The organism is Zavarzinella sp., assembly GCA_041399155.1.
Taxonomy (GTDB): Bacteria; Planctomycetota; Planctomycetia; order Gemmatales; family Gemmataceae; genus JAWKTI01.
Genome location: JAWKTI010000004.1, coordinates 252,794 through 273,273, shown reverse-complemented (window position 1 = coordinate 273,273; position 20,480 = coordinate 252,794). Strand labels below are relative to the sequence as shown.

The 20,480-nt window shown below is 50.5% G+C and carries 16 protein-coding genes; 4 read left to right on the top strand and 12 right to left on the bottom strand.

The window, feature by feature from the left end; genetic code table 11:
• Positions 1-132 precede the first annotated feature (132 nt).
• The 7 genes from R3B84_18850 to R3B84_18820 form a co-directional block, all read right to left on the bottom strand.
• Positions 133-678, bottom strand: a complete 546-nt coding sequence (locus R3B84_18850) for a hypothetical protein (protein ID MEZ6142624.1) — start codon at positions 676-678, stop codon at positions 133-135.
• A complete protein-coding gene (locus R3B84_18845; protein MEZ6142623.1) occupies positions 672-1,517 on the bottom strand; it encodes a hypothetical protein in 846 nt (281 codons plus the stop codon). Before R3B84_18845 ends, R3B84_18850 begins: the two co-directional genes overlap by 7 nt.
• Positions 1,518-1,603: 86 nt before the next feature.
• Complete coding sequence (locus tag R3B84_18840) at positions 1,604-1,900, bottom strand: hypothetical protein (protein ID MEZ6142622.1); 297 nt, start codon at positions 1,898-1,900, stop codon at positions 1,604-1,606.
• An 86-nt stretch (positions 1,901-1,986) separates the two neighbouring features.
• Entirely contained in the window at positions 1,987-2,556 is a 570-nt protein-coding gene (locus R3B84_18835) for an SUMF1/EgtB/PvdO family nonheme iron enzyme (protein ID MEZ6142621.1), read from the bottom strand.
• 471 nt (positions 2,557-3,027) lie between these two features.
• A complete protein-coding gene (locus R3B84_18830) occupies positions 3,028-3,597 on the bottom strand; it encodes a hypothetical protein (GenBank protein ID MEZ6142620.1) in 570 nt (189 codons plus the stop codon).
• On the bottom strand, positions 3,563-4,525 hold the full coding sequence (locus R3B84_18825) for a hypothetical protein (protein ID MEZ6142619.1): 963 nt from the start codon (positions 4,523-4,525) through the stop codon (positions 3,563-3,565). Before R3B84_18825 ends, R3B84_18830 begins: the two co-directional genes overlap by 35 nt.
• A gap of 826 nt (positions 4,526-5,351) precedes the next feature.
• Complete coding sequence (locus R3B84_18820; GenBank protein MEZ6142618.1) at positions 5,352-5,522, bottom strand: hypothetical protein; 171 nt, start codon at positions 5,520-5,522, stop codon at positions 5,352-5,354.
• 111 nt (positions 5,523-5,633) lie between these two features.
• Here R3B84_18820 and R3B84_18815 point away from each other — a divergent pair, with 111 nt between their 5' ends.
• Both R3B84_18815 and R3B84_18810 read left to right on the top strand, forming a co-directional pair.
• Entirely contained in the window at positions 5,634-6,413 is a 780-nt protein-coding gene (locus tag R3B84_18815) for an MBL fold metallo-hydrolase (GenBank protein ID MEZ6142617.1), read from the top strand.
• A gap of 11 nt (positions 6,414-6,424) precedes the next feature.
• Positions 6,425-7,813: a UDPGP type 1 family protein gene (locus tag R3B84_18810; GenBank protein ID MEZ6142616.1), complete on the top strand. Its 1,389-nt coding sequence runs from the start codon at positions 6,425-6,427 to the stop codon at positions 7,811-7,813.
• Positions 7,814-8,011: 198 nt separating this feature from the next.
• Here the strand turns inward: R3B84_18810 and R3B84_18805 are convergent, their stop codons facing one another.
• From R3B84_18805 to R3B84_18785, 5 genes are all read right to left on the bottom strand, one after another.
• Complete coding sequence (locus R3B84_18805) at positions 8,012-12,043, bottom strand: FtsK/SpoIIIE domain-containing protein (GenBank protein ID MEZ6142615.1); 4,032 nt, start codon at positions 12,041-12,043, stop codon at positions 8,012-8,014.
• On the bottom strand, positions 12,040-12,279 hold the full coding sequence (locus R3B84_18800) for a hypothetical protein (protein ID MEZ6142614.1): 240 nt from the start codon (positions 12,277-12,279) through the stop codon (positions 12,040-12,042). The genes R3B84_18805 and R3B84_18800 overlap by 4 nt, the downstream gene beginning before the upstream one ends.
• 9 nt (positions 12,280-12,288) lie before the next feature.
• Positions 12,289-12,789, bottom strand: a complete 501-nt coding sequence (locus tag R3B84_18795; protein MEZ6142613.1) for a hypothetical protein — start codon at positions 12,787-12,789, stop codon at positions 12,289-12,291.
• Between the two features lie 24 nt (positions 12,790-12,813).
• Positions 12,814-13,086, bottom strand: a complete 273-nt coding sequence (locus R3B84_18790; protein ID MEZ6142612.1) for a WXG100 family type VII secretion target — start codon at positions 13,084-13,086, stop codon at positions 12,814-12,816.
• A 341-nt stretch (positions 13,087-13,427) separates the two neighbouring features.
• The gene (locus R3B84_18785) at positions 13,428-14,366 is read right to left on the bottom strand and encodes a DUF1559 domain-containing protein (GenBank protein ID MEZ6142611.1); all 939 of its coding nucleotides are present in this window, start codon (positions 14,364-14,366) and stop codon (positions 13,428-13,430) included.
• A gap of 405 nt (positions 14,367-14,771) precedes the next feature.
• Between R3B84_18785 and R3B84_18780 the strand changes: the two genes are divergently transcribed.
• Together R3B84_18780 and R3B84_18775 are read left to right on the top strand one after the other, a co-directional pair.
• Entirely contained in the window at positions 14,772-18,032 is a 3,261-nt protein-coding gene (locus tag R3B84_18780; protein ID MEZ6142610.1) for a protein kinase, read from the top strand.
• Positions 17,992-20,409, top strand: coding sequence for a hypothetical protein (locus tag R3B84_18775; GenBank protein MEZ6142609.1), 2,418 nt, complete (start codon positions 17,992-17,994; stop codon positions 20,407-20,409). Before R3B84_18780 ends, R3B84_18775 begins: the two co-directional genes overlap by 41 nt.
• Positions 20,410-20,480: the final 71 nt, after the last annotated feature.

Sequence of the window (20,480 nt, the reverse complement as noted above, 5' to 3'; positions counted from 1 at the left end):
TGTCGGAGTGCAACCGGTCATCCGGGCAAGGGTAATAAGTGGGACAGATTGAGCTGTTTGCGGAACCTGTCTGTTCTTTGGTATTCCTGGTTAGCCAGGTAAATATGAAAATCTCTAGTTCGACCTGCCAGATCAATTGCTCTGGCGTGTAGCATTGCCTGGGCCCCTTTCGTTTTCCAGCCGCATTCCCGTGCGGCACATTCGATCCATCACCAGGTGCCGACAAGCCCCTTCAATCACCCCGGTTGCAATCGGCAGCCCCTGCTGCAAATAGCTGTCATATCTCATCCGGTGGTAGTTCTTTTCAAAGTAGTTGCAAACCTGATTAATCTTCTTTAACTTTTCTGCTTTCAATTCGCTTTTTGTCGCTTTCTGACGGATTCCCGAAACCACACTTTTCACATCTCCCTTCAGGATTCTCAATAGGCGGTCTCGAGCAAACGCTTCCTGATGTTCACGGTGAGACTCAAACACTTTTGCCGCATCCCACACATAACTGGCAACATGAATGATATCCAGGATATCAATTGTTTCGTATGAATCGAAATTGACATCAGATGCTTCCCACAAACTGGTCTGACCATCCATCAGCCGTACCAAAGGCTGACCTGATTGGTGGCGACGTTCGACCTGTTCTGCTGCCCACACCATCGCGTGGTGCGTGCCTCTGATCAGCACCCCTCCGCATCACATTGCGACAAAAATCCCGCAACTACTTTGCCCACCGGTTCGGGACGTTTCTCCTCACGATTCGAGTTTTCTCGAAATAACGCTGCGATAATCTCTTCAGCCGTTCGAAAATATTCATTCACGGAATATACGGTCGCCAGCGTCGCCATACGCCGATTACCAGGAAAATACCGTTGATCAAACGCTGGAATCGCCTTCGTCTTGCGAACCATGGGAACTCCTTTGGCATCGGCACTCATCACCAGAATCTTTCCCTCTGCTGTTGGTGCAGGAATTGGGATCTCATTCAGAAACTGTTCTGCAGATTCACTCAGATTGTGGATATTTCGTTCCAGAGTATCGACCGGACTCTTTTGCAGATACAACAAAGAAATCACATCTGATGATTCCTGATACGACATCTTTGTACTGAGATAATGCATTACCTCGCGAAACCACGGCGAATATGTGTTGGCTGGCATCTGAATCATGACATCCACAGGATACAAATCAATCTTGCGGCCAAGATCAACGCCATAAACATACTGCTCAAACTGATGCTCACCAAAGATCGTTCGGATGGACCGTTGTCGGGGTTCTTCGCTGCGATGAAGCACTTCACCAGTTTCTGTCTGGATCTTATCTCCCAAGTCGCCATCGCCAAGCATTTCCAGGTACAACGAGATTGCTGAAGCGCCAATTTGAGCAACCGATTGTTGAACATGTTGCTCGAAATCACGAATCGGCATGCATTCCTGTACAGCACGATTGACTTCTGAGGCGAGTCGATCAAATAGGCCAAACAGGAAGTTGGGGTTGATTGAAGAAGATGTGTCTGGGATAATCATTATTGGGTCTCCTGCGATGTTTGGTTGTTAGAACCCCTGATATCGCAGAAAGACCCATCTTGTTACACCCCAATTTGCTAAATCAGTTACCCAACCCTCCCGAATGACCGGTTGCACTCCCGTTGTCGGGGTTCTTCGCTGCGATGAAGCACTTCACCTGTTTCTGTCTGGATCTTTTCTCCCACGTCGCCATCGCCAAGCATTTCCAGGTACAACGAGATTGCTGAAGCACCAATTTGAGCAACCGATTGTTGAACATGTTGCTCGAAATCACGAATCGGCATGCATTCCTGTACAGCACGATTGACTTCTGATGCGAGTCGATCAAATAGGCCAAACAGGAAGTTGGGGTTGATTGAAGAAGATGTGTCTGGGATAATCATTATTGGGTCTCCTGCGATGTTTGGTTGTCAGAACCCCTGATATCGCAGAAAGACCCATCTTTTTACACCCCAATTTGCTAAATCAGTTACCCAACCCTCCCGAATGACCGGTTGCACTCATCTCCGTCAAATGAATTACCGAAACAATTGGCTTCTTTGCCAGTTAATTCGCTGCCCCAATAATACGGTCGCTTTTTTTGCAAGCCAAAATATGCATATTCCCATTCATCCTCAGTTGGAAGGCGTAGCACGAATCCTGCGGGTGGATCGCATTTTTTCAGAAATCTTTGTATGCTGGCATAAGTTATTCCAGTAATAGGGTATTTTGAAGGTTCATCAGTCGGCAATTTTCTCTCATAATTATCATCAGTCATTACTTGCTTCCAATCAGCAATTGATAATTCATTCATTGCTAGCCAGTAGCCATTGCTAGTGTATTTTCCTCGTGTGCGATTAGCTTCAGAAAACAAATGATCTGGTGTGATATTTTTCTTTTTGAGAAATTGGGATAGTTTTGATATCTCTTCGTCACTTGAGCCTAACTGCAATTCACCTTGTGGAATGTAGCAAAATGCAATACAAACATTCTTAAAGATTTTGACTTGGCATACATCGCCGGGCTTAACTTTTGTGTCAACAATATGTTGTAGAAGCAAGAAAATCACAAAGTATGAATAGCACATTTCACTTTACTGCCTTAAAATGGACACTGATAAATTCGGGAAAATCAAAATAAAGCGGGTCTTCACGAAAGCTTACTTCAACAGAATTCAGTTCATTTGAATCTAGAAGTCTTATACGACTAATCGTTAAAGAGTGGTCACAAACAATAGTTGAAGTATTAGACTGTAACCCGTATTCGTGCTGAACAAACGAAGGGACTTCTGGGTGTGGGGCAACAAGATCCTGGCTAGGGTATAGGTATATTTCATCAATAGTTGATGAGTCATTTTTTTTGTATCGAATTACAAATCGTAAAGAATCCTTGGGCTGCAGTTCAATTACTTTCACGGCAATATCAGGCCCGCCTGACACATTGGCAAATCTCTTTGTGGCTGGCTGCTCAACCCAACAGTCAAGAATTTCAAATTTTCCTAGTCTCCCAATTGTGATAAGAGTGCAACCGGTCATCCGGGCAAGGGTAATAAGTGGGACAGATTGAGCTGTTTGCGGAACCTGTCTGTTCTTTGGTATTCCTGGTTAGCCAGGTAAATATGAAAATCTCTAGTTCGACCTGCCAGATCAATTGCTCTGGCGTGTAGCATTGCCTGGGCCCCTTTCGTTTTCCAGCGCATTCCCGTGCGGCACATTCGATCCATCACCAGGTGCCGACAAGCCCCTTCAATCACCCCGGTTGCAATCGGCAGCCCCTGCTGCAAATAGCTGTCATATCTCATCCGGTGGTAGTTCTTTTCAAAGTAGTTGCAAACCTGATTAATCTTCTTTAACTTTTCTGCTTTCAATTCGCTTTTTGTCGCTTTCTGACGGATTCCCGAAACCACACTTTTCACATCTCCCTTCAGGATTCTCAATAGGCGGTCTCGAGCAAACGCTTCCTGATGTTCACGGTGAGACTCAAACACTTTTGCCGCATCCCACACATAACTGGCAACATGAATGATATCCAGGATATCAATTGTTTCGTATGAATCGAAATTGACATCAGATGCTTCCCACAAACTGGTCTGACCATCCATCAGCCGTACCAAAGGCTGACCTGATTGGTGGCGACGTTCGACCTGTTCTGCTGCCCACACCATCGCGTGGTGCGTGCCTCTGATCAGCACCCTCCGCATCACATTGCGACAAAAATCCCGCAACTACTTTGCCCACCGGTTCGGGACGTTTCTCCTCACGATTCGAGTTTTCTCGAAATAACGCTGCGATAATCTCTTCAGCCGTTCGAAAATATTCATTCACGGAATATACGGTCGCCAGCGTCGCCATACGCCGATTACCAGGAAAATACCGTTGATCAAACGCTGGAATCGCCTTCGTCTTGCGAACCATGGGAACTCCTTTGGCATCGGCACTCATCACCAGAATCTTTCCCTCTGCTGTTGGTGCAGGAATTGGGATCTCATTCAGAAACTGTTCTGCAGATTCACTCAGATTGTGGATATTTCGTTCCAGAGTATCGACCGGACTCTTTTGCAGATACAACAAAGAAATCACATCTGATGATTCCTGATACGACATCTTTGTACTGAGATAATGCATTACCTCGCGAAACCACGGCGAATATGTGTTGGCTGGCATCTGAATCATGACATCCACAGGATACAAATCAATCTTGCGGCCAAGATCAACGCCATAAACATACTGCTCAAACTGATGCTCACCAAAGATCGTTCGGATGGACCGTTGTCGGGGTTCTTCGCTGCGATGAAGCACTTCACCAGTTTCTGTCTGGATCTTATCTCCCAAGTCGCCATCGCCAAGCATTTCCAGGTACAACGAGATTGCTGAAGCGCCAATTTGAGCAACCGATTGTTGAACATGTTGCTCGAAATCACGAATCGGCATGCATTCCTGTACAGCACGATTGACTTCTGAGGCGAGTCGATCAAATAGGCCAAACAGGAAGTTGGGGTTGATTGAAGAAGATGTGTCTGGGATAATCATTATTGGGTCTCCTGCGATGTTTGGTTGTTAGAACCCCTGATATCGCAGAAAGACCCATCTTGTTACACCCCAATTTGCTAAATCAGTTACCCAACCCTCCCGAATGACCGGTTGCACTCTTGTGATAATTGCAGTGCTAGGCTGGAATCTCAAGACGAGCAAATTTAACCTTTCAGCCTGTGTTGAACTAAAACATGGTTTCTCACTCTTGTAAGTAACCTTGGAAGAAATGGTATTGCACGAACATAAAAAAAATATCAATAATGCTGCTGGCAAAAATATTAGATTATTCAACATTGATTGATCCTCGAAAACTAATTATGCTCAAATCGTAGTTCTTGACATAATTACCACGGTTTTCCTATGTCACCCGATCGGCACCATCATAGGTGAATTCGAAATCCACCAATGTGGCCAGCGACCTGCTCTGGTGCTTAATCCAGTAGATGGTGGGATGCGATATGTGGGCCCCGTGGCGAAAAACTGCCTACTATAGGATAACAGAGAAGGCAGGGAATTGCAATCCTTGTTGAGTCTGCTTCAAGTTTTCTGCCCTGGATTCCCGCGTTCGCGGGAATGACGTTGCAGGTGGGCTGCAGTGTAGTGGTAACTAATTCAAGTTTTCTGCTCTGGATTCCCGCTTTCGTGGGAATGACGGTTAGCTGTAGGTAAAGATCTTGCCAAACAGCCCCGAATTGGTGCTCACTCGCCCCAGATCGTCGCAGGTGAAGGTGTAGGTGCCCGCATTGTTCGCGAATGCCTCCAGCATCCATTTTCATACCACAGATAATCGTGTTCCTCGACGATGTCGCCCACAGAAATCTTTCTAGGTTTCGGTCAGCAACTGCCCCACAGCATCGTAGGCGTATTCTGTGCGGCGATCCAATCGATCCACGTACGCACTTCGGTGGGACAGGGAATCGTATTCATAGCTCTTTTTTCTTTGGAAAGCGGATCGATTTCCTTCACCAACTAACCACCTACATCGTATTCCCATTGAGTGGTGTTCATCAGGGGTCGATTAAGGCAATCTGCAAGCCTCCGCTGTTGTAGTGGGCACAATTTTTCCCGCTTCGTAAAATAATCTTCGACTTTTCGGACACACTCCATGGCAGAACAAGACAGGACGTTTGTATTTTTAGGCACAGGAACTTCGACCGGTGTGCCCGTAGTGGGGTGCGACTGCACGGTATGCCGCTCCAAAAACCCAAAAAATCAGCGATATCGAGCTTCCGGACTGATTCAGACCCCACGTGGGAACATTCTGATCGATACTGGCCCGGAAATGCGCTTACAGTTATTGCGGGAAGAGATTCGCCGTGTCGATGCAGTGCTCTACACCCATTACCATGTGGATCATCTTTATGGGATGGACGATTTGCGGGTGCTGGGCAAATACCACACAGAACCGATCCCGGTGTATTGCACCGAGGAAGTAGAAGCGGTAATTCGGCGGGTGTTCGCCTACATGTTTGAATGGGACCACGCCAACCGTAACTACTTACCCCGCCTGGAGTTCCGAACGATTGACGAACAGCCGTTTGAGGTGCTGGGTGAGAAAATTACCCCCATCCCGTTGCAGCACCACACTTTTCATGTATTTGGCTATCGCGTGGGCAACATGGCCTATTGTACCGACGTCAATGAATTCCCCAGCCGCAGTTGGCCCTTGCTGGAAGATCTGGATGTTTTCATCATTGACACCCTGCGGTATAAATCGCATCCTGCCCACATGGGGCTGAATGAATCGCTGGAAGTGATTGAGCGATTAAATCCGGGTCAGGCCTATCTGACCCACATGTCCCACGAATTGGACTATGATGCAGTGAATGCCAGCCTGCCCGGTGGGGTGGCAATGGCCTACGATGGCTTGCGTTTTCGATTTTGAGGCAGAATCAGATGAATCCCATACCTACCGACCTGCGACACCGCCTGCGATTACACCACCAGGAACATCTGCTGAACGGCTGGGATGCTCTGACGGTCGATACCCAGCACCGCCTGATCCTGCAACTGGCTGGGGTCGATCTGGAAGAAATCGACCAGTTGTTTCAATCCAGCAGAACCAGCCACGCCGCATTTGATGAACATTCGATTGCCCCGATTCAAGTGCTGGCCCAGCAGGAAGTTACGGCAATTCATCGGGATCTCGGTCACCAGGCAATTGCAGATGGCAAGTTCGCCGTCTTGCTGGTTGCAGGTGGACAGGGGAGCCGCCTTGGCTTCCCCAAACCAAAGGGAATGTACCCCATTGGGCCGATTTCGCAAAAAACGCTTTTTCAGATCCATGCCGAAAAGGTATTGGCGTGCGGGTTACGCTACGGTCGAAAAATCCCACTGATTCTGCTGACTTCGCCCGCAACCCATGAAGAAACTCTCATTTATTTGCAGGAAAACCACTACTTTGGCCTCGATCCGAAGTGGGTATTTCTGATCCAGCAAGGAACGATGCCTGCAGTTGATCGCACGACAGGAAAATTGCTTTTGGAGGCACCCGGGGTGCTGTTTACCAGCCCCAACGGGCACGGTGGCACCATCAGTGCACTGATTGAAGATGGGATGATCGACCGCCTGACTGAACTGGGCGTTGAGCATCTCTTCTATTTTCAGGTGGATAATCCGCTGGTGCAGGTGCTGGAACCAGGTTTTGTTGGTCTGCACATCGAACAGCGGTCACAGGTTTCGTCCAAAGCAGTTGCCAAAGCATATCCCAAGGAAAAAATGGGTGTTTTTGCCACCATCGCTGGCAAATGCGGCATCGTGGAGTATTCTGACCTTCCCGAAAAGAAAGCCGCGGAAATCACCAACACGGGCGAATTGGTGTATCGTTTCGGCAATCCGGCGATTCATATGTTCGAATTGAAATTTCTGTCTGAGATCAGCGGGACGGGCCTGCCGTACCACATCGCCCACAAAAAGGTGCCTTACATCGATGAACATGGGGTTAAAATTGAGCCCACCACAGAAAACGCACTGAAATTTGAAAAATTCATTTTTGACAGCCTCCCACTGGCAGAACGGTGGGTGCTGTTGGAAACCCCACGTGCCGATGAGTTTGCACCGGTAAAGAACCTGGAAGGCACCGACACCCCTGAAACCTGTCAACGTGGGATGATTGAACTGTTTGCCCGCTGGTGCGAGTCTGTCGGCCTGGATGTGGAACGCACCGAACAAGGGTTGTCGAGCCACCCGATTGAGATTTCGCCCCGCTTTGCCAGCACCCCGGAAGAACTTGCCGCCCGCATCTGGGGCAAACTGGCGATCCGCGACGCCCACCTGTGGGAGTAATGCGGCGGCAAACAGAGGACTATTTCCTTCGCCCAGACTCCAGGCTCGTATTTTATGCCGGGAAGATCACCCGTAGTGCCAACCATAAAACTGATACCCACCTGAATCGTCATTCCCGCGTAGGCGGGAATCCAGAGAAGATCACCCTTTATGGCACCGCGGTAAACTCATCATGGACCGTTAGATTCCATTTTGACCTTATTCATCCCTGTGTGATTCTGCCGGGGCTGGGGATTGCTCCCCACCTTCTTCTATTGGTGGTGGGGCCAGCAGAGAAGGCAGGTTTGCCGCACCTGCTTCTGGCCGTTGTTCCAGATCCTTCCGCAGTTGCCGTAACCAGTCGCGTTCAGGCAGCTTAAACGGGCGGAATTTTTCCAGTTGGCCAGTTTCATCGGTGTAACTAATTGCTCGATAACGACTTAGCCTGTTTGCTACGGGTGTATCTATCAGCAGACTCGAATCGTTGGCACTCATCTGGAACAGGATCCGTTGCGAAAATTCCCGCAGACCCTGGCGGTCCACCGCACGCAGAATGTTGGCGGTGGAATCTGCCCAGACAACACAATACACCCCCACCGCAGGCCCATCCCGCAGAATCGTGGCGAAAGCCTGACCTGGGGTGACTGATTTATCCCCACGGCGGTTGAAGCCAAAATCATCGTCCTTCTTCAAATCGCGATAGCGGTGAACAGCGTGAATGATACAGAAAACAGGTGTGCGGTCTGCCGCTGGATCACCATTTCGGTGCTGCACCAGATCGTGCAGTCTGGTGAATACGCTCTGGATCTGAGTGCGATCCACCAAATCTACACGGTGGGGCAAAACATTGGCCACGCTGGCCAGAATCCCCGCCTGCGGGTGATCGTCCAGGGTGCCATCCAGTACCACAAACTGTACTTTGGCAGGGTGGTGACTCAGACCCAGCGATAGCAAGGTGGTGCTGGCAACGGATAACGCCAGCTCTTCATCCTGCCCCACAATGAGCAGATTCTGGCCAGAATTGTAACGGAAAATCACGTTCGTGGGATCCTTAATCGCAATCGGATCACCCAGCCAGACCTGATATTTCCGCGATGCTTCCGGCCACAGATTCTCACCCACCAACTTCAGGTAAGTGGGGGAAGATTCCAGCATCGAAGGCACATTCCCTTCAAAAACGAGTGGCGAGAGCTGTTGAAATTGCAACAGATCGGCCCGTTTGCGGATGTCCTTCAACTGGTTTTCCCGTGTTTCATCCGACATCCAGACTACCTGGAACAGGTTGTTGCCTTCAATTAAGCCGTTGCGATCGTTGAAAATCGCTTCCCCAGGTCGATTGAGCAGGCGGGCGGCGTTATTGTCCTTGCTGAGAATCAGTTGAGCATCTGCTTCAGAGCATTGCAGTGCAATGCGGATCGCCATCTGATCGATCGTGCTGCGTGCAAGCGAATAGGCACCACCCAGCGTTTGCGAACCAAGCAGAATATGCAGTCCAAACGCACGGCCTTGACGCACCAGTCGGTCGAGGAGCAGGGCAGCATCCTGAGCCAACCGGTCGTCTTCCACAAAAAATTCCTGGAACTCATCCACCACCAGCAGGATGCGTGGCATCACTTTCGGCAGACCCTCCGTGGGCTGACGGTCCAGATGATCACGATATTCAGCAATCGAATTCACCCCGATCGATCGGAACATATTCCCACGTTCCTGAAGTTCCAGATCGAGCTTTTGCAGCACACTCAGACCGAATTCACGTTCACTTTCAATCGCCACCGCTTTGGCGTGGGGCATTCGGTAAGCAGCGTAATCCTTAAACTCTACGCCTTTCTTGAAGTCAATCAGGTACAGGTTCAGTTCGTTGGGGGAATAAGTCAATCCCATGTTCACGATAAGTGCATGCAGCAAGGTCGACTTACCCGAACCGGTTTTCCCAGCAATCAAGGCGTGTTGTGCAGTCCCTTTACCAAAGGAAAGGATCTGCCGGCGGGTTGCACCTGCACGGCCGATGGCAACGGACAACCCATGGCGGGAATCGCCCTGCCAGATGTCATACACGGTGGGTGCAACGTATTCAAAGGGCACTTCGACAACATTGGCGTTTTTGCTGTTTTCACCCACCCAGCGGACAATGCGCGACATTTCGCTTTGCACTGGTGGCTTGCCCAGTTCCAGCGGAAAATCTTTGAAGGAATCGTCCTTCCAGACAAATGCATTTTCTTTCCAGACCAGGTTGATTGACTTTTCTTCCAGATCGGCAATAGAAAAGCCCTGGGGCAACGGTTGTCTGGGATCGTGGGTAATCAGTGTATAGACCCCACAGGATGGCCCACTGTTGACAATGCTGACTAGCCGCCTAGCCGCCTCCAGCGTAAAGTTCGCGGGAAAGTTTGCAATCACCAGCACGCGAAACGGCTCTGCTACCTCACCCGCTTCGCGATTGTAATCTTCAATCGTTTTGTATTCGTTGCGAAGATACTTCTGGATAATCGTTTCCATGTGGCCTGTCAAATCGAGCAAACGCTGCTCAATATGGGCAGGTTCCGTCCAGATCCGGCTGCCCACCAATTGCTCATCATAATCAGACAGGTGCATGAACGAGGCAAAGTTTTCACCCAGCCCCACCGGGTCAATAATGGTGAAGCGCAACTTTCCAGGTGGGATCGCCGTCAGCAGTCGCAGCATAATTGCCTGTAAGGCGGCAATGGCATGTTCGCGGGCATCACCCGTGGAGCGGATCAGGAACGAACAGTGGTCGGGAAACGGCAAAAAGGCGGGCACCTTCATCCGAATCGGCAACGTGGGCTCGGTACCTTCATCTTCGAACGAAATCCCGCCCGGCAAACGGGTAAGATCGACCTGAAAATCGCCAAATCGCACCCCGGCAGGCACTTTTGTTGCCACTGTGGGCGAATACCAGAATGGGCTGTTCCAGTCGGGAAAATGTTCCAGTCCGTTTGCTTTCAGTTTGTTCAGCATCCTCCCCACGCGATCCTGTCCATCGCCCCAGGCGATGGCGATCGCACCTTCCATGCTGTCCAATGTGGCTTTCGCCTGCACAGCCATGTCCAGGTGGGTGGTTTCTACTTTCTGAATCGCCTGCTGAAAGGCAGTATCGCATTTCTGCTTACTGGAGTTGAAGTGGGTTTGTGCCTGTGAAGTGGCATCTTCCCGCCACTTCTGCAGTTTGGTTTTGGTGCGGGTGTGCTTATCGCCCGCTTCAATCAGTTCTCGTTTGCGATCTTCCAGAAACTGCTGTAATTTCGGATTCGCCGTTTCTTCTGCCATTTTGATATCATGGTTGCGTTTTTTATTCGCTTCCATGATGGTGTGGCGAAAGGTCATTTCCGATTGCTTCAGATATTGTTCGCTTCCTGTTTCAATCGTCTGGATCGATTCCACCAATTCCTGCACATACTGGCTGATTTTGCGGGTAACATTTTTCACCAGCACCCAGCGGAGCAGAATGGCCAGAGCAGTAGCAATAATTGCTCCTACGGTGGCACCCAGCCACCAGGGATTGGTAAATTGAGCCACCACCCCTGCTGCCACGCACAGTGGGAGGAGAAACCACAAAACAGAGATTGGTTTGAGAAAACCAATAAACTTTAAATCCCGCAGTGAGTGCACTGCGGCGGCACCAGAAACCAGGCCAGATTCCATTTCCTCTTCTGGATTGCCTGGGATGGGGGTATTTTTGGCGATTCTCTTCTGTACATCCTCAATTTTCAGGCCAGCCCTCAATAATGGGCCAGTCGCCGACTGCCACAATTCTTCTACGCGGATCGCGGTATCACCCACAATCTTCTTGGCATCAACATTTGCCTTCCTGGCTTCTTTTTCAACTGCTTCATGGATCGAATCTGCAGACCAGCGTGCATCCTGCAAGGCGGCTTTTGTTTCTTCCTCCAACTGATTGTAACGTGCGGTGACCTCCGATTTCGTTACTTCATACTCCCGATCTGCTGCACCGGTTTCATCGCGAAATTTCCGTTCAATTTCTTCCAGAGTGTTTGTCAGCGATGCCTGTAATTGCCCAAGTTCTTCCTGGTGTTGCTTTTCCAGCAATGTTTTTTGCCGCACCAGCTCTTTTTCCGAGCGGGCCAGCGCATTCTGATAGGCTTCCCGTGTGGTCTTTTCAGTTCTGGCACGTGTTGCCACAATATTCAGCAGTTCGGACAGTGCTTCGCGCTGGATGTCGAACAGGTTTTTACGCTCTGTTCCTACTTTCGCGGTAGTCAGTTGATTATTCATCCGCCCCAAACTCCTGATTCATCGGAACATTCCTGCCGACATTGCCGGAGGATAGTGGATAACTGTTCCATAGCACGTATTTCGTTCGCGACAAGCTGCTTCAGTGGCTCCCAGAAATTCTCCTGAAAATCCTGATGAACAGTGTCATTCCAGGTTTCGCTGGTCAGATCCCAGTGGGCTTGAAAAGTTTTCCAGGCATCGGCCAGTTGCCCTTTGGGGCCTTCCACGTGCATCATGGTATTATCCTACTCCCCCACCGGTGGGGCGATTGTTTGCAGGTACGCCCGCAATGCCTCGATCCGCACCGATATGGTGGTCAGTGCCTTATTCATGTTGTCGTCAAGAAAATTCGACAGGTGGCGGGCGTGTCCATCGTAGGCCTCTTCGATCAGTTTGGGCAATTTTCCATGCCAACGCTGGCATATTTCCAACTGGTCACGTGCGTGCTCGACGGCATATTTGGCACGTCGCAGATTTTCTTCCTGGACCGATGTGTCTGGAATCCGACCATCAAAATTGGGTGTCTGCCTCTGCCGTAATTCCATTTTGGCACGATAAACTTCGTCTTCTAACTTTTGTATCTGTTTCCGCCAGTGGGCACTTTTCTCATCAATCCAGTGGTACGCTCGGCGGATTTCCAATGCAACAGCAGTTAGAATTTCACGAAACTCCACCTGATACTTGCTCATTTGCTGGTACCAGTCGTGCAGAACATCGATTGAACGGACATCGGCTCCGGGATTCATCGTAGCCCCCTCGCACTGACAGGATTATTTCTGCTGCAGATATTCTTCGATCCGTTCCGCTTTCCGCTGCAAATAAGGTACGTGCTGGTCGGAAATATCCAGAAACTTCTCCAGCACCGCAATCGTCTGCTCAAATTCGCCAGTGAAGTGGATATGTTCCTGATCGCGCCAGGTATCCCCCAATGCAATCAATTGGGCGTGCAGCCCAGCCAGATTTCCACGGAGATCTGCATTAAAAACCTTCAGGGCGTGGGCAAAGCGCCGGAGTTCGGCTGGATCGACAATTGCTTGAGACATGATCCCATTCCAGAAAGGATAATATGTTGCATATTGACAAATCATATCCGTTGAGGCAAGAGAGAAATGTCAGAGAAGATAAAGAAATGGGGCGATATTACCTGCTGATACCAGCAATTCTGGCTGGGCAACTGAAATTAACGGCTTTCTTTGCCAGCCTGTTTCGAGTTTGGTGCTGTGTTGGAACCACTGGCGCCACTTGATGAATCATCGCAACCAACTGCAACCAACATGGTTACCAACAACAAACTCGCCACACAAATCTTAAACTTTTTCATAATTCACCAAAAATTAAAATACCTTCATAAAGGCGACTATGTTTTTCAGTGGGCTATCACTGATTAATTCCAATCGCTGCCTAGCACTTCACCGCCGGATGCGGTGCTGGCTGCCCACCAAGTCAAACCGCTGACACTGTTGGTGACGGTGCGTACGCTGCCGTCAGCCATACCTACCAGAATGCTGCCACCGGAACCATAAGCGGTAGCCAGTCGAAAATCACAAGTTGCTGCCGTACCAGCCCAGGTAGGGTTTGCCTGGAACTTGGTTGCGGCACCGGTCAGGTAGCCAGGAGAAGCTGCGCCATCACGCCAGTAGTTCACCACCGGCATCCATTCGTACCAACTGCTGGCGTTGGCATAAGGAGCAATGTTGTACAGGGGTGCGGTGTAACCAGGACGATAATAGCTGCTGTTTCTTTCGCACACCGTGGTACGTGTGGTATACATGATGGTGTTGGATGTACCATCGGTAATCCCAGCCATGTAGCGGAAGCTGTTGAGGCGAGGGGGATTGGTAGCCGGATTGCCACCAATGAAGCCACCTAAACACTCATAGTTCGCTACGTAGCCAGTGACAGCATAAACGCCCCACCCACTATCGTTGTAAGCACCATTGCTGCTCGAAGGATCCAGCGGATTGATGAAAATCTTGGGTGGAGACTGATTGTAAGTAATAGCGTAATACTGACCGCTGGTTGCAGTGTTGTTCTCAACAAGTCGCTTTAAGTTATCTTGTTCAACATATGGAAGAATGTGCACAATGTACGAGCCATCTTTGTAACCTTTGGTCGAGCCGAATTCCACGAAGCTGGGAGGCATGTGGCCAATTGCGTCATGGTAACCATGAGATGCAATTCCCAATTGCTTCAAATTGTTCTGGCTCTTGGTGCGGTTGGCCGCTTCCCGAACTTTCTGCACTGCTGGTAACAGCAAACCAATCAGAATTGCGATGATGGCAATGACCACCAGCAATTCAATTAACGTAAACCCACGACGCATGGTAAAAACCCCTTAAAATGAGTGAAAACACACTTTCATGTTAGGTAGCCACCTTTTGAAAATGATAAAGATCTCATGTAGATCACATGAAGATTAATGCAGGTCACATCCACGCAGCTTTCTTACGCGAGAAAAGCTCGCAAATTCTTAATTGAAAATAACTTACATCGATTCAACACACAAAAGGTCTCCTTGAATTCACCGAATAGCCCTTCATCTATGTGAAAATATATCCACATAATAGTAGACGATTAAGAAGTGTAATTTGTTCCACAAAAATTAGAAATTTGGCAAAATTCGCCAATTTCTCTTTCAACCCTCTCTGATACGTTGGGTAAACTAGAGAATTGACCCAATGTTATCTTTCAACCCACATAATCTGGCGAAACGTCTGCGATTTCAATTATGAACAACGACCCAAAACAGTATTCCGATGGGGAATCGGGCATGTTTTTGCATTCCCAGCCGTCTGAAGATTCCGCGGTAGACATCATGTCCCGTGGAGCCCGCGTCGATTTGCCTGTCAGTGGGGAGATGGTTCAGGCCAACTTGCCTCTTGCACAGGCTACCGCTTCGTTTGCACCAGAAGCCATCGCGGGCAATTCCCCCGTATTGGAGATGGCGACTTTTTTACGCAGTTACGAGTTGGGGGTACCAGTTCAGCAACTTCCTCAATCAACACTGTTTGAAGCGATTGATCGGCGAATGAACCTGCCCGTGTTGATTCGCATGGATGAGGGCCGCCAAACAGCCGACTATTCACCCAGCTTTCGCCGTGAACTACAGGTGCTGGCACGTCTGCATCACCCTTGTATTCCCACGCTGCTGAACTTTGGCCTGCTGCCTGATGGCAAACAGTTTCTGGTAACCAGCATGATCCCTGGAATACCACTTGATAAGCTGTTCGGCGAGCGGTTAAACAGTACATCCGATCGTGATCTCTGGTTGGAGCGCTTTGCCCAACTGGTGCGTGCGATGGTCAGTGCCCACCAGGAAGGGGTAGTGCATGGGGCACTGTCGCCCACCTGTATCCTTTGTGGGCCACTGAATGAATTGGCCATTGTCCACTGGAGCAAGGCCTTTTTGCGAAGTGATCGTGCTTCGATCCAGCAGCTATTACCTGTCGATTCGAAAACGATTACCTGTTATACCGCACCTGAGTGGGCACGCAACGAACAACACCGCATTGATGAACGCATTGATGTATTCAGCCTGGGGAGTATTTTGTGCGAAATACTGACAGGAACACCCGCATTTTTAGCCACCCCCAGCCTGCCAGATCAGGTGTGTGAGGGGAATACCATCGATGCCTTGAACCGCCTGAGCCACTGTGGTGCACCAGGCGACTGGATTCAACTGGCAAAACAATGCCTGCAGAATGATCCGAACCTGCGACCTGCAAACGCCTTCGCGGTGCTGCAATATATCCACGAAATTCACCGTTCTGCTGCACCAAAAACGACGCTGGCAACAAAAATTGCACCAGTGAACCGCAAAACATTCAGCGAACCCGCCATCACCCGCGTGGTAGAGCGAACGTTGGAACGCACCAGCATCTGGGGCACCTGGATTGCTCTTGCGGCAATTGCCGTGGCAGCAATCTTTGCTTTTGCCTGGTACCGGACCATGCAGGCCGGAAACGATGGGGCAAAGGCATTTGAACAGGCGAAAATTGCATCCACAGACTACACCCAGGCGGCGTTGAAACAGTCTACTCAACTGTTTGATACGGCAAGCGAGCAACTTCCCAACGCCCCCACCGATGCATTGAAGCAGGCTAAAGAGGGTTTTCAGTTGGTGCAGGCCGCACGCAACTATCGAGAGATTGCCACAGTATCCCCGGAAACCAACGATCAGCTTCAAGCCACTTACCACCGAGGGGAGAAGCTGGTAAAACTGGCCCAGTTTACGGTTGATCTGCAACAACAGCAACTGGAAGCAGTGCGTGCCCAGCAATTGCCATCGGTCAGCATGTATCGCCGCCTCTTTGAATCTGTGGGCATTGATCTGGTGCTGCAGAACGATGAATCGACTCGTGATTTCATCGCTGCATCCACCTACCAGGATTCTTTACGCGAAGGCTTATTCAACTGGCTGCTGGTTAGTGACCGTGCCAGCGAACGCAGCAAGCTGGCGCAACTGCTTTCCCAGGCCAAACTGATGCCAACTTCCATTCTGGAACTGGCACAATCGACCAATTGGAACTATCCTCGTTTTGCAGAAGAACTGGAACAGTTACCCCCTGCCAGTAGCTGGTTGTTCGCACAACAACTGACCGTACAACAAAAGCCAGTCTGGGCGAGAGATCTGCTTTTGGCTGCTGTCAAACGATATCCCACGGACTACATGATTAACATTCAGTTGGGTGAACTGACCCGTGGCGATGATCCTGCAAGTGCGACCGCGTATTACACCGCTGCGCTTGCATCCCAGCCTGGGGATCTTTTCACCCAACGCCGCCTGGCGGATGCCATGTTGGCTCAGGGCGATACCAATGCGGCCAATTCACTGCGTAGATTACTTGCTTTGCAACATCCCAAATCTGCAGTAGCACAGCAGGAGTACGCCACCCAGATACTGGCAGGTGGGAATGTTGCGGAGGCAAAATCCTTTTACCAGCGGGCCATTGCCGCCGACCCAGGTGATACCACTTCGCTGGTGCAGTTGGGTAAACTGGCACTGGAAGAACAACAACCGGATCAGGCGTTGCAGTACTGGCGCACCGCACGTGCGTTTGATACCTACGCACCAGAACCATTGCTGCGGGAGACGGAATATCTTACTGGTAACAAGCCAGCAGAAGCGGATGAACTGTTGCAGGCACTTCTCCTGGAAGAACGCGTGCGATACCGGATGACCTTCGAACAGCATCTTCGCGTGGCCCGCCTGACCAGTGTGCGTGGCTACGATGACTGGACATTGACAGCCACGGCACCGTTGTTGGCCAGTCAACCGAATAATCCAGAGCTACAATTCCTGCGTGGGCATGCACTGGTTCGCAAAGATCGTCGCGAAGGTCTTGAGCTACTGCAAAAAATTGCCAGCCAGCCCCAGGCACCGATTGAATGGCAATTGGCGCTCGCAAATGCAGAACTGCAGTTTGGCATGATTGCTCAGGCAAGCAAACACTTTACCAATATTCAAACACAGCTACCCACACAGTCACCTTGGCGGACCACGCTGCTGGATAAATTGCGGGAGTGCCGCACGTGGGACAGCGTGGGCATGCAACTTCCCAAAGCACTGGCCGCACCAGAGGCAGTGGATGCGAAAGACTGGCCGATGCTGGCAGAATATTGCCGCCGCACACAACAATATGTAGAAGCGGTAAAGTGCTATCAATTCACCAGGCCCAGCTTGGAGATGAATGAATTGCTGAACCGGTTTGGCTGTCGCTTGCTTGCTGGCCTGGGCATGGGGCAATCGAAACAGAAATTGCCGGTGGCAGAAGCACAACGCTACCGCGATGATGTGGCTCAATCGATCCTGGCATTGCTGGAAACCAGACCCGATGAAGTTGATCAAATCAAGTCGTTTCCTGCTTTTCAACTGGCACGAATTGCGATCCCGCTGCAGGCGTTGAGCGATGCAGAAAAGAAAAACTGGCAAACCATTTGGAATAAAGTTGACCAGACGATGCCCGCTGGGGATAATCCACAACGATAACCCAGGTGGGGCTTTTCCCGCCGTATCGTTGCGTGCAACAATGAACCTCGTTCGCAGTCTGTTTGGCATTTCCTTTTTCATTTTCATTTTCTCGAACAACATGGTACATGGGCAGGAAGGCCCACTTCCTGGGACAAAACTGCTGCCCGAAGATGATTACGCAAAAAAAATGGTGCAGGTAATTCGCGCCGATCTTCTGAAGGAAACAGACAAAGTAAAACAAGCCACCCACCAACGCTGGCTGGCTGCTGTGGGCATACCCAATGAATTACCCAACTACATCGCCCAGCAACGTGCGGCGTTGCGGCACTCACTAGGCATGATCGATCCACTGATCGAATCTCTCAGAATCGAACTGGTGGGCACTCTGGAACAACCAGCCCTTTGGCACCAGGGGCCTGATTATTCTGTCTACCACATTCGCTGGGAATACCTGCCAGGCGTCTATGGACGTGGGCTGTTACTGGAGCCCAAAGGCAAGGTGGTTGCAAATGCCATTTGCCTGCCTGATGCAGGCACCGCACCGGAAGTGGCTGCGGGTCTGGTTCTGCCCGGCGAGCACGAAAGTGCGTTCGGCATTCCCCTGGCCACTGCGGGTGTGCGTGTGTTTATCCCTGAACTGATCAACCGCGATGACCAGTTCTCTGGCAGCACCCTGGTGAATCGCTGGACCAATCAACCTCATCGGGAGTTTATCTACCGGATGGCCTATGAAATGGGCCGCCATGTCATTGGCTACGAACTGCAAAGCATTCTTGCCCTGGTTCGATACTGCCAAGCGAAGGACCCCACCCTCTCCATGAACGTGGTGGGTATTGGCGAAGGTGGGCATCTTGCCCTGTTCGCCGGTGCCATTGATGAACAGATTCGCCACACCATGGTGGTGGGCAGTTTTGGCGACCAGACCAAACGCTGGCAACAACCGATTGATCGCAACATCTGGGCTCTGCACCAGATCGCCAATTCTTCCGCACTGGGCTTTCTGTGCATCCACGGCAAAGCCCCTCGAACGCTTGCAATTCAACAGGCCCCCACGCGAACAGCCACCTTCCCACTGCCGGTGAAGCCACAACGCTCTGCAGGTGGGGCACCAGGGAAACTGGAACCGATTCCTGCAGAGGAATACGCCGCACAAGTGGAGCAGTTGCAGGCACTCGTGCGTGCCGGTGGCAAAGAACAATCCATTACTGCACTTCCTGCCAACGATACCACATTCGACGAAATCATCATCCGCACCGACAACGCATCGCTGAAGTTAGCAAATACTGCGATGCCAAAGCCATTGGCAACAATTCCCAGCAGTGCTGCAGAACGCCAACAGTTGCTGGTACAGGATCAGATCGCATTCACCCAGCGTGCGTGGCGAAACAGCGATGCTGTGCGTCAGGCACAATTCGACCCACTCCTGAAACATCTGCAGCCAGCAAGCCGCAATGATGCTGCCTACCAGCAGGGAATCGAGCAGGCACGTTCCTTCTTCTGGGAAGAAGTGATTGGCAAGATCCCACTGGCACCCGCAGGTACCAACGTGGAAGCTTCATCTCGGTTGTGGAAAGAAACACCACGGTGGACAGGGTATGAAATCCAGCTCCGCACCAGTGGGGAAATCTTTGCCTACGGCATTCTACTCTTACCAAAAAACCTGAAGCCAAAAGAACGCCGACCCGTGGTCGTATGTCAGCACGGTCTGGAAGGCACCGCACAGGTTGTCTGCGACCCCGAACTGCCCAGCACGCCCTACCGTGCCCAGGGTGCCCAACTGGCCGACCTTGGCTACATCGTATTTTCCCCACAGAATCCGTACATCGGCAAAGACGATTTCCGCGTGCTGCAACGAATGGCCAACCCATTGAAAAGGTCGTTGTTTTCCTACATCATCTACCAGCACGATATCATTCTCCGGTGGCTGAAACTGGGTGCGAACGTGGATGCGAAACGCATCGGCTTTTACGGCCTGAGCTATGGTGGCAAGACGGCAATGCGCGTACCGGCAGTGCTGCCCGACTATTGCCTGTCGATCTGTTCGGCGGATTTCAACGAATGGATCGGCAAGAATGTGTCGCTGGGCCTGCGCAGCAGCTACATGTTCACCGGGGAATACGAAATGCCCGAGTTTCAGCTAGGCCAGACATTCAATTATGCGGAAATGGCCTACCTGATTGCCCCACGGCCATTCATGGTGGAACGCGGGCACGATGATGGTGTGGGGATCGATGAAATGGTGGCATATGAATACGCAAAAGTAAGGCGATATTACGCCCGCCTGCAGAAGCCGGACGCCACCCGGATCGAATTTTTTGACGGGGGACATGTGATCCATGGCAAAGGGACATTTGAATTTTTAGCACAACACCTCCAGTGGCCAACCAAAAAATAGCCTGCACATGACAGTGCTATTAAATACACTATTTAAGTGTACACTTGGATTGTCACCAGGTCAAGTGGTGA

Coding starts and splice junctions, on each gene's coding strand:
- R3B84_18845 (MEZ6142623.1), bottom strand. CDS start 1,517: ATGATTATCCCAGACACATCTTCTTCAATCAACCCCAACTTCCTGTTT.
- R3B84_18840 (MEZ6142622.1), bottom strand. CDS start 1,900: ATGATTATCCCAGACACATCTTCTTCAATCAACCCCAACTTCCTGTTT.
- R3B84_18830 (MEZ6142620.1), bottom strand. CDS start 3,597: ATGGATGGTCAGACCAGTTTGTGGGAAGCATCTGATGTCAATTTCGAT.
- R3B84_18825 (MEZ6142619.1), bottom strand. CDS start 4,525: ATGATTATCCCAGACACATCTTCTTCAATCAACCCCAACTTCCTGTTT.
- R3B84_18820 (MEZ6142618.1), bottom strand. CDS start 5,522: ATGGGAATACGATGTAGGTGGTTAGTTGGTGAAGGAAATCGATCCGCT.
- R3B84_18815 (MEZ6142617.1), top strand. CDS start 5,634: ATGGCAGAACAAGACAGGACGTTTGTATTTTTAGGCACAGGAACTTCG.
- R3B84_18810 (MEZ6142616.1), top strand. CDS start 6,425: ATGAATCCCATACCTACCGACCTGCGACACCGCCTGCGATTACACCAC.
- R3B84_18805 (MEZ6142615.1), bottom strand. CDS start 12,043: ATGAATAATCAACTGACTACCGCGAAAGTAGGAACAGAGCGTAAAAAC.
- R3B84_18800 (MEZ6142614.1), bottom strand. CDS start 12,279: ATGATGCACGTGGAAGGCCCCAAAGGGCAACTGGCCGATGCCTGGAAA.
- R3B84_18795 (MEZ6142613.1), bottom strand. CDS start 12,789: ATGAATCCCGGAGCCGATGTCCGTTCAATCGATGTTCTGCACGACTGG.
- R3B84_18790 (MEZ6142612.1), bottom strand. CDS start 13,086: ATGTCTCAAGCAATTGTCGATCCAGCCGAACTCCGGCGCTTTGCCCAC.
- R3B84_18785 (MEZ6142611.1), bottom strand. CDS start 14,366: ATGCGTCGTGGGTTTACGTTAATTGAATTGCTGGTGGTCATTGCCATC.
- R3B84_18780 (MEZ6142610.1), top strand. CDS start 14,772: ATGAACAACGACCCAAAACAGTATTCCGATGGGGAATCGGGCATGTTT.